At 33.3% G+C, this 16,951-nt stretch carries 16 protein-coding genes; 7 read left to right on the top strand and 9 right to left on the bottom strand.

What is annotated here, in order from left to right; all coding sequences use genetic code 11:
* Window positions 1–175: 175 nt before the first annotated feature.
* Window positions 176–823 carry an NAD(P)-dependent oxidoreductase gene (locus OA85_RS11885; protein WP_039110006.1) on the bottom strand — a complete coding sequence of 216 codons (648 nt, stop codon included), beginning with the start codon at window positions 821–823 and terminating at the stop codon, window positions 176–178.
* Window positions 824–879: 56 nt separating this feature from the next.
* Window positions 880–1,287 (bottom strand): Rrf2 family transcriptional regulator, encoded by a 408-nt coding sequence (locus OA85_RS11880; protein ID WP_039110005.1) that lies wholly within the window; start codon window positions 1,285–1,287, stop codon window positions 880–882.
* A 145-nt stretch (window positions 1,288–1,432) separates the two neighbouring features.
* Here OA85_RS11880 and OA85_RS11875 point away from each other — a divergent pair, with 145 nt between their 5' ends.
* The 3 genes from OA85_RS11875 to OA85_RS11865 all read left to right on the top strand — a co-directional run bounded on the left by OA85_RS11875 (window position 1,433) and on the right by OA85_RS11865 (window position 4,513).
* Complete coding sequence (locus OA85_RS11875; RefSeq protein ID WP_039110004.1) at window positions 1,433–2,344, top strand: AEC family transporter; 912 nt, start codon at window positions 1,433–1,435, stop codon at window positions 2,342–2,344.
* A gap of 26 nt (window positions 2,345–2,370) precedes the next feature.
* Window positions 2,371–3,588, top strand: coding sequence for an MFS transporter (locus OA85_RS11870; protein WP_039110003.1), 1,218 nt, complete (start codon window positions 2,371–2,373; stop codon window positions 3,586–3,588).
* A 286-nt stretch (window positions 3,589–3,874) separates the two neighbouring features.
* Window positions 3,875–4,513 (top strand): peroxiredoxin, encoded by a 639-nt coding sequence (locus OA85_RS11865; RefSeq protein ID WP_039110002.1) that lies wholly within the window; start codon window positions 3,875–3,877, stop codon window positions 4,511–4,513.
* Between the two features lie 90 nt (window positions 4,514–4,603).
* Here the strand turns inward: OA85_RS11865 and OA85_RS11860 are convergent, their stop codons facing one another.
* The 7 genes from OA85_RS11860 to OA85_RS11830 all read right to left on the bottom strand — a co-directional run bounded on the left by OA85_RS11860 (window position 4,604) and on the right by OA85_RS11830 (window position 12,752).
* Window positions 4,604–5,485 (bottom strand): DMT family transporter, encoded by an 882-nt coding sequence (locus OA85_RS11860; RefSeq protein ID WP_039110001.1) that lies wholly within the window; start codon window positions 5,483–5,485, stop codon window positions 4,604–4,606.
* A 4-nt stretch (window positions 5,486–5,489) separates the two neighbouring features.
* On the bottom strand, window positions 5,490–6,071 hold the full coding sequence (gene nudK, locus OA85_RS11855) for a GDP-mannose pyrophosphatase NudK (RefSeq protein ID WP_039110000.1): 582 nt from the start codon (window positions 6,069–6,071) through the stop codon (window positions 5,490–5,492).
* A gap of 61 nt (window positions 6,072–6,132) precedes the next feature.
* Entirely contained in the window at window positions 6,133–7,404 is a 1,272-nt protein-coding gene (locus tag OA85_RS11850) for an adenylosuccinate synthase (protein WP_039109999.1), read from the bottom strand.
* 61 nt (window positions 7,405–7,465) lie between these two features.
* Window positions 7,466–7,921 carry a Fur family transcriptional regulator gene (locus OA85_RS11845; protein ID WP_035670620.1) on the bottom strand — a complete coding sequence of 152 codons (456 nt, stop codon included), beginning with the start codon at window positions 7,919–7,921 and terminating at the stop codon, window positions 7,466–7,468.
* 120 nt (window positions 7,922–8,041) lie between these two features.
* Window positions 8,042–10,264, bottom strand: a complete 2,223-nt coding sequence (locus OA85_RS11840; protein ID WP_039109998.1) for a bifunctional (p)ppGpp synthetase/guanosine-3',5'-bis(diphosphate) 3'-pyrophosphohydrolase — start codon at window positions 10,262–10,264, stop codon at window positions 8,042–8,044.
* A gap of 100 nt (window positions 10,265–10,364) precedes the next feature.
* The gene (locus tag OA85_RS11835) at window positions 10,365–11,912 is read right to left on the bottom strand and encodes a serine hydrolase (protein ID WP_039109997.1); all 1,548 of its coding nucleotides are present in this window, start codon (window positions 11,910–11,912) and stop codon (window positions 10,365–10,367) included.
* Between the two features lie 54 nt (window positions 11,913–11,966).
* The gene (locus tag OA85_RS11830; protein ID WP_039109996.1) at window positions 11,967–12,752 is read right to left on the bottom strand and encodes an RNA methyltransferase; all 786 of its coding nucleotides are present in this window, start codon (window positions 12,750–12,752) and stop codon (window positions 11,967–11,969) included.
* A gap of 149 nt (window positions 12,753–12,901) precedes the next feature.
* Between OA85_RS11830 and OA85_RS11825 the strand changes: the two genes are divergently transcribed.
* From OA85_RS11825 to OA85_RS11810, 4 genes are read left to right on the top strand one after another with little or no spacing between them, the layout of a single operon-like run.
* Window positions 12,902–13,504 (top strand): trimeric intracellular cation channel family protein, encoded by a 603-nt coding sequence (locus OA85_RS11825; protein ID WP_039109995.1) that lies wholly within the window; start codon window positions 12,902–12,904, stop codon window positions 13,502–13,504.
* A gap of 35 nt (window positions 13,505–13,539) precedes the next feature.
* Entirely contained in the window at window positions 13,540–14,541 is a 1,002-nt protein-coding gene (locus OA85_RS11820; RefSeq protein ID WP_039109994.1) for a hypothetical protein, read from the top strand.
* Window positions 14,538–15,647, top strand: a complete 1,110-nt coding sequence (locus OA85_RS11815) for a DegT/DnrJ/EryC1/StrS aminotransferase family protein (RefSeq protein ID WP_039109993.1) — start codon at window positions 14,538–14,540, stop codon at window positions 15,645–15,647. The genes OA85_RS11820 and OA85_RS11815 overlap by 4 nt, the downstream gene beginning before the upstream one ends.
* Window position 15,648: 1 nt before the next feature.
* Complete coding sequence (locus tag OA85_RS11810; protein ID WP_039109992.1) at window positions 15,649–16,923, top strand: O-antigen translocase; 1,275 nt, start codon at window positions 15,649–15,651, stop codon at window positions 16,921–16,923.
* The last annotated feature ends 28 nt before the right edge of the window (window positions 16,924–16,951 follow it).

The raw sequence follows: 16,951 nt of genomic DNA, 5'->3' as shown, positions 1-16,951 counted from the left end.
AAATAGTTAAAACTATGCACTTTAGTGCATTTCGCTTTAGCTTCTAGAAAATGTTTTGCCACAGATTAAAAAGATTATCACTGATTAATCTGTGTGAATCTTTTTAATCTGTGGCAAACTAAATCACTATGAACTTTAAGTGCATAGAGTGATTTAGTTAAAATTAGGATATGAATTAATACGCTGCTGTAAAACGGACTTGATGGTGTTTTGGATTTTCAGCTTCATCAGCAATAACAACTGCTAGATCTTCAACGGACAAAATGCTTCTTTGATTTTCATCAAAAACGGGAGTGTCTAATCCTAAACGGTATTTTCCGGTTCTACCTGTAGTAATTCCTTGGTGCATTTCAAAAGCCGGACTGAAAAATGCCCAATCCAACTCTTTTTCTTCTTTAATAATATTCAAATAATCTCTTGCCGCTGTTGCTCCTGCATAATATTCTTTTGGGAAATCGGGGGTATCTACCGCTTGTAAATTTGGAGCAACAAATAAACTTCCTCCGCCACCAATGGTGATAAATCTTTTCACACCTGATTTTTTAACCGCTTCCTGAATCGCTTTTGATCCTTCAAGAAAATCAGTATATAAATTTGGATTGGTCCATCCGGCACTGAAAGCATTTATTACCACATCATTTCCGGCAATAATCTTAGACAGTTCTTCAACGTTATTTATGTCTGCTTTTTCCCATTTGATGGTTACGTTTTCATCATTTTTAGGGTTTCTTGCTATGGCAATAACCTCGTGATTTCGATTTACTAATTCATTTAAAATAGCGGAACCTACAAATCCGGTGGCTCCAATAATTGCAATTTTCATAATTATATGTATTTAAAAGTAATAAAAAAAGTTACAGTTTAGTTTAAAAAAATAGTTTAAAATTTATTCGAAAAATCTTCCAATGAAATACCTCTTAATTGCGAGCTGATTTTTTCGTTGATGTTTTCATATAAATTTTCTAAATTTTCGTTGATTTTCTTTCCTACAAGGCAGTCTGGATTGGGTTTGTTTTTTGAGAAACCTAAATTGACCGTATCAAAAGTCATTTTAAAAATGGCATCTAATGAAATATTTGATGCAGATTTCAGCAATTTAGTTCCACCATTTTTGCCTTCTTTACTTTCTACAATATTGTTTTTCTTCAGGTTTGCTATTTCCTTTCTTACTAAAACTGGATGTAAATTCATGCTTCCCGCTATAAATTCAGAAGATAAATAGTCCTCTGGAAATTTAGAAAGTAAAGTAAGGATATGGATTGTTATTGCAAATTTACCTGAAATCATACTGTAATAAAATATATTACAAATATACGAGTAAAATTGAAATAGACAAGTTTTATATTTTTTTAACATTATGGAAAAATCAAAATGGCGATTTCCTTTTTTTCTAAATAAATTTAAATGGTATTTTTGCATTCAATTCTACACTATGAATAACATTATTCTAATCTTCGTTTGTCTATTTCTTGGAATCGTATTGCAAAAAGTGAAACGTTTTCCGTCCAATACGTACAAGATTTTAAATAATGTGGTTATTTATATTTGTCTTCCTGCTTTGGCCTTGTATTATATACCAAAAATAGAATGGGATAATAAGCTGTTGTTTCCTATTGGTGTCACATGGATTGGTTTTATAGTTTCGTATTTGCTTTTTAGCTTTTTAGGAAATAGATTTGGATGGTCAAAAAAACTTACGGGTTGTTTGATTATTACTGCCGGTTTGGGGAACACTTCTTTTTTAGGTTTTCCAATTATCCAAGCTTTATATGGTGAAGAAGGTTTAAAAACTGCTATTCTGGTTGATCAGCCGGGTACTTTTGTCGTACTTTCAACATTAGGAATTCTTGTAGCCACATTATTCTCTAGTGGAAGTCCCAGCGGATTTCATATTACAAAAAAAATACTGTTCTTTCCTCCATTTATCACTTTCCTGTTGGCTTGTTTAATGAATGTATTGGATTTTGATTTCCACGAATATATTCAGTTTGGTTTACAAAAAGTGGGTAGTGTGATGACTCCATTGGCAATGCTTTCTGTAGGATTGCAATTGCGATTTGATAGGAAAAGCCAACATTGGAAATTTTTGGGATTGGGACTTTTGTACAAATTAATATTGACTCCGGCGCTAATCTATTTATTGTATGTTGTAATTTTAGATCAAAATTCAAAAACGATTCAGGTATCCATCATGGAAGCTGCTATGGCTCCAATGATTACAGCAAGTATTTTGGCTACTTCCCACGGTTTAAAACCCAGATTGAGTAGTATGATGATTGGTTTTGGAATACCATTGTCATTCGTAACATTAGTGTTTTGGTATTTCGTGGCACAATTTATTTAATTTTTAGACCCTTTTATAATTAGAATATGAATATTTCTTCAGCAACAGCGTCACAAACCATCAACGCTCCAATCGTTCAAAAAACAGTTTATTCGGTGTTATTTTCAATAGCTTTTGCTCATTTGTTAAATGATTTAATGCAATCAGTTATTCCTTCGACGTATCCAATATTAAAAGAGAATTTTAATCTTAGTTTCACTCAAATTGGATTGATAACATTCGTTTTCCAACTTACAGCTTCTATTCTGCAGCCTTTCATAGGTTTTTATACCGATAAATATCCAAAACCCTATTCTTTAGTAATCGCGATGTTATTTACTATTACTGGATTGGGATTTTTATCGATTTCAACTTCTTTTTGGATGTTGCTGGTGTCAGTTGCATTTGTAGGAATTGGTTCTTCCATATTTCATCCGGAAGCATCTCGTGTTGCTTATTTAGGTTCAGGAGGTAAGCGAGGTTTGGCACAATCTATTTTCCAATTGGGAGGAAATTCAGGAAGTGCAATTGGTCCTTTATTAGTAGCACTGGTTGTTGCTCCTTTTGGACAATCGAATATAATATGGTTTGTGATTGCAGGTGTTTTAGGAATCATTATTTTGTCCCAAATTGCGCTGTGGTATCAAAATCATTTGAATCTTCGAGCTGCTAAAAAAATAGTCACTGAAGAGGTTGCAGTTTCATTGTCCAAAAGAAAAATTAATATAGCATTAGCAGTTTTATTGTTGTTGATATTTTCCAAGTTTTTCTATATGGCGAGTATGTCAAGTTATTTTACTTTCTATCTCATGCATAAATTTGGGCTTACGATACAGGAATCTCAGTTTCATTTGTTTTTGTTTTTAGCTTCGGTAGCTGCAGGAACATTAATAGGTGGGCCTTTAGGAGATCGTTTTGGCAGAAAATATATCATTTGGATTTCGATACTTGGAGCTGCGCCATTCACTTTATTATTGCCTTATGCTGATTTATTTTGGACAGGAGTATTATCGGTTATCATCGGAATTGTTATTGCTTCTGCGTTTTCAGCGATTTTAGTTTTTGCACAAGAATTAATGCCAGGAAAAGTAGGGATGATTTCCGGACTATTTTTCGGTTTTGCCTTTGGTATGGGAGGTTTAGGTTCGGCAATTTTGGGTTATGTTGCAGATCAAACCAGTATTGAATACGTTTATAAATTAAGTTCTTTTCTACCGCTGATTGGTGTTTTTACTTATTTCTTACCCAATATGAAAAAGAAATAATCCTTCTTAATATTTGTTTTTTTGGAGCTTTTTCCCGCTATCCGTTTCAATCTTTATAGCAGTAAACCTTTCAGGATTTACTGCTATAAAGGATTTCCACTTTTATCGGGGCTAGGGATTTCGGTCTCAAAAATGTTTTTTTGGGTACCTAAATATTTTTTGTAACGGAGAATAATCATCAGCTTCATCTTGTTAATTTTTTAGTACAACTTTAAGATTTGTTTTAAGTTTTATTACCCTTAATTCAATAACTTAGACTGTTAATAATCAAAAAAAAGAAATTATTATGGCAACACTACGATTAGGCGATATTGCTCCAGATTTTGAGGCAGAAACTACACAAGGAAAGATAAAATTTCATGAATGGTTAGGAGATTCTTGGGGCGTATTATTTTCGCATCCTGCTGATTTTACTCCAGTTTGCACCACTGAATTAGGGACTGTGGCTAATTATTATCCTGAATTTGTAAAGAGAAATGTAAAAGTAATCGCATTAAGCGTTGACGGATTAGATTCTCATATGGAATGGATTAAAGACATCAATGAAACACAAAACACAACGGTTAACTTTCCAATTATCGCAGATGAGGATAAGCATATAGCTCAATTGTATGATATGATTCATCCTAATGCGAATGAAAGTTTTACAGTTCGTTCGGTTTTTATAATTGGACCTGATAAAAAGATAAAATTAACCTTGACTTATCCAGCCTCAACCGGAAGGAATTTTGATGAATTACTTCGTGTAATTGATAGTTTACAGTTAACAGCACATTATAGTGTTGCAACGCCGGCAAACTGGAAAGATGGAGAAAAAGTGGTTATTTCAACAGCAGTTAAAGATGAAGATATTGCCGCTAAATTTCCAAAAGGTTATGAAAGAGTCAAACCGTATTTAAGAATGACTCCGCAACCTAATAAATAATTGTTTTTCTCGGATAAGACTTTACCATAAAAAAAGTGCAATGAAAATATGTTCATTGCACTTTTTTTATTTCTATTGTAGCTATAAAAGTTACTTCTTATTGGTTATCAATAAACCGGTAATAATGATTCCCATGCTTATAATTTGAGTGATTACAATAGCCTGACCCAGAAAAAAATACGCTAAAATTCCACTGAACACCGGAATTAAATAATAGATTAATGCTGTTTTTGAGGTACCTATCAACCGAATCGCTTCGTTCCACAAATAATAGGAAACCAGTGAAGCAAAAATGCCGACATAAGTGGTTGCTAATACTGTTTTAGTATCAAAAATGACTTTTTTATAAAATAAATGTTCCCAAATATAAAATGGAAGAAGGAAAATTGTACCAATAACAAAGACACTAAATAAAAATACTTTTGGTGTTAATTCATCTGGTTTTTGTCGGACTAATATTGTGTAATAAGCAAAAAAGAAACAGGCCACAAGCATCAACAAATCCCCAATTGTAAAGTTAATATGCAGCAATGCTTCTAGAGACCCTTTGGTGATAAGTACAAGAACTCCCGTAATTATCGTTACAATTCCAACTATTTTTATAGTGGATATTTTCTCTTTAAAAATAATTCTGGAGAGAACAACAATAAACAACGGAATCGAAATGGCTATTAAAGATAAATTGACCGCACTTGTTGTTTTTCCTGCAAAGTAAATCAGTGTATTAAAAATAGTGATGCCCAATACCGCAGTACCCATAAGATACCGAATGTGTTTCTTTATAACCGTAAAACTTTCGATGGTGCTTTTAATTGCAAATGGAGACAAGACGATGCAAGCGATTGTCCAGCGCCAAAAAGCCAGTCCAATAGGAGGAATGTGTCCTTTAATACCGCTGGCGATTACCATATTTACCGACCAAAGTAAAGTGGCTAATAAAGCGAAAAAGGCTCCTTTAGTTTGATTACTCATTAAATTAAATTAGATTTTTTATTTTAGCGTATTGTAATAACATGATTGTTTTGGCATCTTTTATTTCCCCAGATTCAATCATAGCATAAGCTTCGTCATAGGTCATTTCTAAGACATCTATATTTTCCTCTTCATGTTCAACTCCACCACCGTCACTGACTTTCATGGATTCATCGTATTCTCCAACGAACAAATATAAAATTTCAGTGACTGCACCTGGAGACATATACGTTTCCATTATTTTGTCAACTTTAGTAATGCGGTATCCTGTTTCTTCTTCAGTTTCTCGAATGATGCATTGCTCTGGATGGTCTTCGTCCAAAAGTCCTGCGCAAACCTCAATCATCATTCCTGTTTCATTTCCGTTAAGGTAACTTGGCAAGCGGAACTGTCGGGTTAGAATAACAGTTTTGTGTTGGGTATTGTATAATAAAATGGCAGCACCGTTTCCTCGATCATATACTTCTCTTTTTTGGGTAATCCAAGAGTCGTCTTTTTTTTGATAATCAAAAGTTACCTTGTTTAAAATGTACCAATTGTCAGAAAGTAATTCGGTTTTTTGTATTTTAATAGCTGGATTTTTCATTCGTTGGGATTGGTTTATGAACTAAAAAAAACGCTCTGAATTTTCAGAGCGTTTAGTAATCTTATTTAAGAATAGTTTGCTTTCTGTCTGGTCCTACAGAAACTATTTTGATAGGAACTTCTACTTCTTTTTCAATGAATTCAATGTACTCTTTTAATTCGATTGGTAATTCATCATATGTTGTCATACCAGTCAAATCTGCTTGCCATCCTTTGAAATCTTGGTAAACTGGAGTTACATTTTCTGGTTCGATGTTATAAGGAAAGTGAGAGATGTTTTTACCTTTATAGTTGTATTCCGTACAAACTTTTAAGGTTTCAAATCCTGAAAGTACATCACCTTTCATCATCATCAGTTGTGTAACGCCATTAATTTGAACGGCATATTTAAGCGCCACTAAATCTAACCATCCACAACGTCTTTGTCTTCCTGTAACGGATCCAAATTCATTTCCTACACGTGCCATAGTTGCACCATCTTCGTCAAAAAGTTCCGTTGGAAATGGACCGCTTCCTACACGTGTTACATACGCTTTGAAAATTCCGTATACTTCTTTTATTTTATTTGGAGCAATTCCTAAACCAGTACAAGCACCGGCAGCAGTTGTGTTTGATGAAGTTACAAATGGATAAGTTCCAAAATCAACATCTAATAATGAACCTTGAGCACCTTCACATAATATTGATTTACCCGCTTTTTGAGCTTGGTGTAAATATTCTTCACTATCAATAAAGTCTAATTTTTTTATTTCTTCAATTGCTTCAAAGAATTCTTTTTCTAATTCTTCTAAGTTGTATTGAATAGCAACATCGTAGAATTTAATCATAGCTTCATGCTTGTCAGCCAAAGCTCTGTAACGATCTGCAAAATCTTCTAATTCAATATCACCTACACGAAGACCGTTTCTTCCAGTTTTGTCCATATAAGTTGGACCAATTCCTTTTAATGTAGAACCAATTTTTGCTTTACCTTTAGATGCCTCAGAAGCTGCGTCTAATAAACGGTGTGTTGGCAAAATTAAATGTGCTTTTCTTGAAATGATTAATTTGCTTTTGATGTCTAAATTAAATTTCTCAAGACCTTCAATTTCTTTTTGAAAAACTACAGGATCTATTACAACTCCATTTCCAATAATGTTTATGGCAGTTTTATGAAAAATACCAGAAGGAATAGTTCTTAGAACATGTTTTATTCCGTCAAATTCCAAAGTGTGTCCTGCATTTGGTCCACCTTGAAAACGAGCAATAATATCATAATTTGAAGTAAGAACATCAACAATTTTTCCTTTTCCTTCATCTCCCCATTGTAATCCTAGTAATAAATCTGCGGTCATTCTATGTGTTTTATTTGTAGTTAATTTTTATATTCAAAAGACAGCTAGTAAGTTGCCTATGCTATTTTTGTTTTTTTATTCCGTATAAATACAAGGAATGATTAGTGATTTCTATGTCAAATATTTCCTCGATAGTCTTTTTAATACTTTGAATTCTTGGATCACAAAACTCAATTACTTCGCCAGTATCCGTCATAATAATATGATCGTGCTGTTTGTCAAAGTACGATTTTTCGTAATGTGCCTGGTTTTGCCCAAATTGATGTTTACGAACCAAAGCACAATCCAATAGTAATTCAATAGTATTGTAAAGTGTTGCTCTACTGACACGATAGTTTTTATTTTTCATTTTGATATAAAGATTCTCTACATCAAAATGTTCTTCGCTATCGTATATTTCCTGAAGGATAGCATAACGTTCAGGAGTTTTGCGATGTCCTTTTTTTTCAAGATACATTGTAAAAACATTTTTTACAATTTCTTGGTTTTTGGTGTTATCTGTGGAAATGAGTGTCATATGTCGGCAAAGATAAATTTTTTAGTTTAAAGTTTAAAGTTTCAGCTTTGTTTAGTTTCAAGTTTTTTTAGTTTTAAGTGGAAAAACGGCTAACTTGAAATAAATTTTTTTGAAACTTTTCTAAGTTTTATATACTCTTGTTACCTTATCAATTCCATCAATTTTTTTGATGTTGTTGATCATTTTCTTCAAAATTGTATTATTTTGAACAATTACTGCCACTTGACCATGAAAAATTCCTGCATCGGTACTCAAAGAAATGCTCTGAATATTTACATGCATATTGTTCGAAATTACTTTTGTTAATTGGTTTGTAAGTCCCAAGACATCCATTCCGGTTATGTTTATTATAGCTTTGAATTCTTCTTGCGAAGAGTCAATCCATTTGGCTGTCATAATCCGATAGGCGTAATTCGATTGCATCCCAATAGCATTTGGACAATCTTTTTTATGCACTTTTATTCCTTCATTGATAGTTACAAAACCGAATACATCGTCACCAGGAATGGGGTTGCAACACGGAGATAATTTGTAATCCAGTTTGTCATGTTCTTTTCCAAAAACAAGCAAATCGTAATTACTGCTTATTATTGGTTTATGAATGTCTTCATCGGCAGTGCTGCTTGCGGAACGTTTTATTTTATTTTTGAAAAAATTAATAAAAGTATTGCTTTTTTGAGCTGCATAATCTTTAAGTTGTTGGTTCTCTATGGCGCCAATTCCAACTCTATAAAATAAATCTAAACTTGTTTTTAATTTGAAAAAGTTGACCAACTCGTTAACGACTGATTCATTTAACGTTATTTTTAAATGCTTTAATTTACGGGTAAGCAGTTCTTTTCCTTCTTCACCAATTTTCTTGGTGTTTTCATTTAGAACGTTTTTAATTTTTGTTTTCGCTCTCGAAGTGGTTACATAGTCTAACCAGTTTGAAGTCGGTTTTTGATGTTGTGAAGTGATAACTTCAATTTGATCTCCGCTTTTTAATTCGAAGTTCAAAGGGACTAATTTGCCATTTACACGGGTTCCTCTGGTACGAATTCCTATTTCGGAGTGGATACTGAAAGCAAAGTCAAGAGAAGTGGCTCCTTTTGGTAATGATTTTATTTCTCCTTTTGGAGTAAATACAAAGATTTCTTTAGAATATAAATTCATTTTGAAATCTTCCACAAAATCTACTGCGTTGGTTTCAGAACTTTCTAAAGCTTCTTTTAATAAATTCAGCCATGCATCGAGTTCATTTTCTTCAGTAGCTCCATTTTTATATTTGTAATGCGCTGCGTAGCCTTTTTCGGCAATTTCATCCATACGCTCACTTCGCACTTGAACTTCTACCCAGCGACCCTTTGGCCCCATAACAGTGATATGCAGGGCTTCGTAACCGGTCGATTTAGGAGAAGAAATCCAATCTCGTAACCGACTGGGGCTTGGTCTGTAATAATCAGTTACTATGGAATAGATTTTCCAAGCAAGAAACTTTTCTTCGTGCGGAGTTGATTTGTATACAATCCGAAGAGCAAACTTATCATAAACTTCATCGAAGCTTACGTTTTGCGCTTTCATTTTTCTGCGAATAGAGTAGATAGATTTTGGACGCCCTTTTATGATATAATCGATTCCTTCTGCATCCAGTGCTGTTTTTAGTACATCAGAAATGTCTTTTATGTAGGCATCCTGTTCTTCTTTGGTCTCTTTTATTTTGCTTACAATCTCGTTGTAAATGGCGGGTTCGGTATATTTTAAACCTAAATCTTCGAGTTTTGTTTTAATGTTGTATAAACCCAATCGATGAGCAAGTGGTGCATATATGTATAAAGTTTCAGATGCAATTTTGGTTTGTTTGTCTTCTTGCATCGAATCCATTGTTTGCATATTGTGCAAACGATCGGCTAATTTTATAAGAATTACACGTACATCATCATTGAGCGTCAATATCATTTTACGGAAGTTTTCCGCTTGTAAAGATGCATTTAAATCCTTTTGTACCATGGAGATTTTTGTCAATCCTTCTACAAGTTGTGCTACTTTAGGATTGAATAAACGTTCAATATCTTGTACGGTCATTGGAGTGTCTTCGACTACGTCGTGCAACAATGCAGCAGCAATAGATGTGGCTCCCAAACCTATTTCGGAAGCGACAATTTTTGCCACAGCAATAGGATGGAAAATGTAGGCTTCGCCTGATTTTCTTCTTTGTTCTTTATGGGAATCTACAGCAACGTCAAAAGCTTTTCGGATGAGTTTTTTATCGTCATCAGTCAGGGTTTGATAACTTATGCGAAGTAGCTCTTTGTATTCTTGCGCAATTGCTTTATTTTCTTTTTCTATATCTATTTCTATCATAACGGCATGGTTCAATTCCTAAAAATAGAAATTAGTTAGGAGATATGCAAGTAAAAAAGGGTTTCTGAGTGTAAAATCCTAAATTGAATTATTGAGATTACTATTGTACTCTTTTGAAATCCAAATCCTGAAAATCATAACTAAAATCAGTCAATTCAGAAATAGGTTTCATTTTTATAGTAGTTGCTTTTCCAGTTGCGTCACATTCGAAAAACAGATGCGCATCGGCGTGAAAATAGGCATTATTCCATTTTACCACAAAATTGTTTTCTTTGTAGAAAAAAACTTCACCTGTAAGTTGAGGAGAACGTTTTGAAGCAAAATATAATTTTCCTTTTTTTTGTGAAAGTGCAATATCTCCAAACCAATTGTCTTTATAAGTCCCGGTAAAATTATTGAAGTCTATTTTGATTTTATCCTTTTTATTTTTTGCTACAGTTGTCCAAACTTCATCAGTAACTTTGTCGGCAGTTTCGATATTCGATTTTAATCGGTTGCTGTAAATTGTGATATAATCGTCTGATTTTATCCCTAAATAACTGTCTTTTATAGTATTTGTAATAGCAGTAAAAGCTGCTCCTGATTGCTGATTTGTTAAAACAATAATTCCTAAATTGAGTTCCGGAAGTAATGTAACCTGGGTGACAATTCCTTCTAATCCGCCTGTATGAGTAGCTTGTTTGTATCCCTTTATATCACTTAGAAACCAACCTAGTCCATAACCGCTAAAATGAGTGTTATATGGAGGTTTTGTATTTACTGGTATTATGGTTTGTAATTGCCACATTTCATTGTGTTCTTTTTCTGAGAATAACTGCTTGCTGTCACTGCCATATTTTCCATTATTCATTTGCATAATAGCCCATTTGCTCAAATCATTTACACTGGAATAAATTCCGGCAGCTGCATCAAAAAGATGGTTTTGGTAACGCTTGATCACTTTAAGTTTTCCGTCAATAGGAACATGAGGAGCAATAATATTTGTAGTGTCTTTTAATCGTAAAAAGGAGGCTGCGCTTTGATTCATTTCTAATGGTTTCATGATGCGTTCTTCTATGAAATCACACCAACTTTGACCACTTACTTTAGCAACAACTTCGCCGGCAACAATGTATAATAAGTTATCGTAATCATACTTAGTTCTAAAAGCTGAAACTGGTTTTAAATATTGTAAATTTTGAATGATATCTTGCGCTGTGAAATTACTTCCGTCAGGCCAAATCATTAAATCACCTGCGCCAAGACCCAATCCGCTACGGTGTGTCAATAAATCCCGAATCGTAAATTCATTAGTTACATACTCATTATACATTCTGAAATTAGGAAGGTATTTGATGACTTTATCGTCCCATTTTACTTTTCCTTCATCAACAAGCATTGCCAAAGCAGCGCTTGTGAACGCTTTACTATTGGACGCAATTCCAAAAAGGGTATTTGCATCGACTTTTTCGTTTGTCAAAATTGATTTTACTCCATATCCTTTGGCATGAATTATCTTTCCGTCTTTTACGATAGCAACTGCAATCCCAGGAACATTGAATGTTTTTAACGAACGTTCTACTAATTCATCGACTTGTGAAGAACTGATTTGTGCGAAAGAAAGTGTAGTTGCGATTAATGTTATTGCAACGAATAATTTATTTTTCATAGTATTATATTTTCTTTTTTTTAAATCTGAAACCTGTAATCTAAATTTTGCAGTCTAAAACCCTCTTTGTCTTTTGGCTTCAAAAATCAAGATAGCTGCGGCAACTGAAACATTCATGGAATCTATTTCGCCTTGCATTGGAATTATAATATTTTGGGTGGCTTCTTTTCGCCATTCTTCGGTCAATCCAGTTGCTTCTGTACCCACAACCAAAGCGGTCGGTGTAGTATAATCTTGCGTATGATAGGAAGTCGAATTTTGCAAAGTCGCACAATAAAAATTGATTTTTCTTTCTTTCAAAAAAGCAATAATCTCTGATGTTGTTCCGGTAGCAATTTGATTGGTAAACAAACAGCCTACGCTGGAGCGTACAATATTTGGATTGTATAAATCACTTTTTGGGTTGGCAATAATCACGGCATCCAGATTGGCAGCATCGGCTGTTCTAAGTAATGCTCCAATATTTCCTGGCTTTTCGGGAGCTTCAGCAACTAGAATCAATGGGTTTTCAGATAATTTCAAATCCGATAATTGCAACGATTTGGTTTTGGCCACAGCCAAAATACCTTCGGTAGTATCTCGGTAAGCGAGTTTTTGATAGACTTCTTTATTGATTTCTATTAAGTCAGCACTTTTAGATAATTGACGAGCTTCATTTTCCGAACAAATTTCAGGTAAAAACAATAGGGTTTCCATTTCGTAACCGCCTTTTATGGCAATCGAAATTTCACGATTTCCTTCAATTAAGAATGTTCCGGATTGTTTGCGTGCTTTTGCTTTTTCCTGCAATAACACTAAAGATTTTATAAATGGATTTTGTACGGAAGAAATTTGTTTCAATGGAAAAGTCGCTTGGTTACTAAGTCGCTAAGTTACTACCTTTTTTTAAATTCTAAAATTCAATATCTGCTGTATTAGAAAATACGGTTATTACAGTTAATAAGGAGTATTTTCTTTAAATTTGTAAAAATCTAAATCCTAAATTATAAGTGTTTCATCTATTAGATATTATCGGTACGATGGCTTTTGCCATGTCAGGGGCATTGACTGCGATGAATAAAAAGCTAGATCCTTTTGGCGTTTTTATTATTGCTTTTGTGACTGCTGTGGGTGGTGGAACGTTGCGGGACATCATGATTGGTAGAACGCCAGTTGGATGGATGCTGGACTTGAAGTACGTTTATGTAATAATCATGGGCTTTGTTTTAGCCATTATTTTTAGAAAAAAATTCGATCGTTTGCGAACTTCTTTATTTTTATTTGACACGATTGGGTTAGGCGTTTTTACATTAATTGGACTTGAAAAAGGAATAAATATTGGACTTCATCCGGTTATTTGTATTGCATTAGGAACCATGACGGCCTGTTTTGGAGGTGTTATTCGCGATATTTTATGCACTGAAATTCCTGTTATTTTCAGAAAAGAAATTTATGCCACTATTTGTATTTTGGGAGGAATTGTATTTTTTCTCCTTCGAAAATTGAATTTGGATAATGATGTTTTATACTTGACCACTTCTTTAGTAATCATTTCAGTTCGATTGATGGCTGTGAAATACAAGTGGTATCTGCCTACTTTAGAACATAAATAAAAAATGCTTAATTTCACGAAGTCTAAAACCAAAGGGTGAAAAATTATTCCGTTAAACAATATCAAGAAAGTGATTATGAAAATTGGAATGCCTTTATTGGTCAAGCCAAAAATGCTACTTTCTTATTTCATCGTGATTTTATGGAATATCATAAGAATCGATTCCAGGATTTCTCGTTGATGATTTTTGAAGATGAAAAGGTAGTTGCGGTTTTGCCCTCAAATAAAGTGGGAAATGAAATTTTTTCACATCAAGGATTGACTTACGGTGGATTGGTTTATAATGAGGAGTCTAAATTGACAACAGTAATTAATGCCTTTAGGGCTGTTTTGTTGTTTTTGGAAGCTAATGGAATTGAAAAATTGCATCTAAAAACGATTCCATCTATTTATCATTGTAAACCTGCAGAGGAAATTCAGTATGCTTTGTTTTTGGCGGAAGCCCAATTAGTTAGAAGAGATAGTTTATCAGTAATTGATTTATCTCAGCAATATGTTTTTTCAAAAATTAGAAAACGAGGGGTTCAAAAAGGTAAAACAAAGGGATTGATAATCAAAGAAGAAACTGATTTTGAATCCTTTTGGGACAAAATATTAATTCCAAATTTAGACGAGAAACATGGCGCAAAACCCGTTCACTCTTTAGAAGAAATCAAGGTTTTGAAAAGTCTTTTTCCCACCAATATCAGGCAATTTAATGTATATCATAATGGTGAAATTGTTGCGGGAACCACTGTTTTCGAAACTGAAACTGTTGCGCATTGCCAATACATTTCTAAATATGAAATTGATGAAAATCTGGGGAGTTTAGACTTTTTGTATCATTTTTTGATTACAGCAACATTTGCTAATAAGCGATTTTTTGATTTCGGAATTTCAAATGAATCACAAGGAAAAAAATTGAATGAAGGCTTGTCGTATTGGAAAGAAAGCTTTGGAGCGAGTACCATAATACACGATTTTTACGAAGTGGAAACGGCTAGTTATGTTAAGCTGGATTCTTTTTTTACTAAATCAAAAAATATATTTACTAAATGATTCCATTTCTTGATTTAAAAAAAATAAACGAGCCTTATGAAACCGCTTTTCAAGAAAAATTGAAATCGGTTTTAGAAGTGGGTTGGTATATTTTAGGGAATGAAGTCACAGCATTTGAAACCAATTTTGCCAAGTATTGTGGAACACAACATTGTATCGGAACAGGAAATGGTTTTGACGCTTTAGTTTTGATTTTTAAAGCCTACATACAATTAGGGAAATTACAAAAAGGCGATGAAGTTATTGTTCCTGCAAACACTTACATTGCCAGTGTTCTAGCTATTTTACAAGCGGATTTAATTCCTGTTTTGGTCGAGCCAAGGCTGGAAACCTACAACATCAATCCTGCTTTAATTTCAGAAAAAATCACCTCAAAAACAAAAGCAATTTTAGTCGTTCATCTTTACGGGCAACTGGCTGAAATGGATGCAATAAATGAAATTGCTGTTGCAAATGAGTTACTGGTTATTGAGGATGCAGCCCAGGCTCATGGCGCAATCAGAAATCAATCAGAAATCAAAAATCAAAAATCAAGCGTAGCGTATAGTTTTTATCCCGGAAAAAATTTGGGAGCATTAGGTGATGGAGGAGCAGTTACCACAAATGATTCCGAATTGGCCAAAACCATTCAATCACTTAGGAATTATGGTTCAGAAACGAAATATCTCAACGATTATATCGGTATAAATTCAAGACTGGACGAATTGCAAGCGGCTTTCTTGAATGTAAAGTTACCCAATTTAGACGCTGATAATGAAAAGCGAAGAGTAATTGCTAAACGCTATTTATCTGAAATTAATAATGATAAAATAATTCTACCAACAGTTTCATTGCGAGAAACGAAGCAATCTAATCATGCTTTTCATTTATTTGTGATTCGAACACTAAACAGACTTGAGTTACAACAATATTTACACCAAAATGGGATTCAAACAGTAATACATTATCCAATTCCGCCTCATAAACAGAAAGCCTTATCATTATGGAACCATTTATCTTTTCCGATTACCCAAAAAATTCATGATGAAGTATTGAGTTTGCCTATAAGTCCCGTTTTGACAATGGATGAAGTGGGTTTTATTGTTTCAATTTTAAATAAGTATTAAATTGGAATTTATAAAAAAAATAACCAAAACACAGCTGTTTAAAATTTCATCTTTAAATAGTTTAAGTGTCATTCTAAAAATTGGAATTGGATTAATAACTTCAAAATTATTAGCTGTTTTTGTGGGGCCAAGTGGAATGGCTTTGGTGGGAAATCTTAGAAATTTTTTAACTTCATTAGAAAGTATTTCAACTTTAGGATTTCAAAACGGAATTATAAAATACGTTGCTGAAGAGGAAAAAAATGAAAATCAGCTTAAGAAGATAGTTGCAACGGTTTTTATCAGTTTGTTAGGTATTGCTATTGTTTTAAGTAGCGTTTTGTATTTTTTTGCCACATTTTGGAACAAAGAAATATTTGGGAATAATTTTGATTATCCGTTTGTTTTTAGGGCGTTAGCATTGGCTTTGCCTTGGTATGCGATTTCTGTTTTTTTGCTCTCCATAATTAACGGTTTAGGACAATTCAAAAGAGTGATTTGGATTAATATAATAGGAAATACAATTGGGTTATTGGTGTCAATTAGTATGATTGTCAATTATCAAACGTTGGGGGCTTTACTTTCGTTGGTGATTTCGCCGGCTTTGTTATTTTTCGTGACATTTTATTTTATAAACAGGAAAATCAATTTTTTTAAAACAATTCGGTTTTCTCATTTTGATTTTAAAATCATAAAGAATTTATCATCGTATTCTTTGATGGCTCTAGTTTCCTCGGTTTTGGGACCTTTAGTTTTTTTAGCCATCAGAAAAAATGTAATTGCGATTGTTGGATTAGAACAAGCTGGTTTTTGGGAAACAATAACCCGAATTTCTACTTATTATATGTTGTTTGTCACGACAATTTTGAGTGTTTATTTTTTGCCAAAATTAGTTGTTGCCAAGAATAATCTGGAGACCAAAAAAGTGTTTTGGAGTTTTTATAAAATGATTTTACCCGTTTTTATAATTGGATTAACGGTAATTTATTTTTTGCGTTTCTTTATTGTTAATTTACTTTTTACTAATGCGTTTCTTCCGGTTACGACTTTGTTTTTTTGGCAGTTGCTAGGTGATGTTTTAAAGGTGGCTTCTTTGATTTTAGGATATCAATTTTTTGCAAAAAAGCTAACTGCAGCCTTTATAATTTCAGAATTATTTTCACTTACCGTTTTGTATTTTTCAAGCCTTTATTTTATTAATGAATTTGGAATTCAAGGGATAGTAATGGCACAAGCTTTTGATAATTTTGTTTATTTATTGGTGCTGTGTGTTTATTTTAGAAAGAGTTTGATTTGAATGAAAAAATGTTGCAATTAACTATTCT

It is taken from the genome of Flavobacterium sp. AED, from assembly GCF_000812945.1.
Classification (GTDB): Bacteria; Bacteroidota; Bacteroidia; order Flavobacteriales; family Flavobacteriaceae; genus Flavobacterium.
This window is presented reverse-complemented; position numbering and strand designations above follow the sequence as displayed.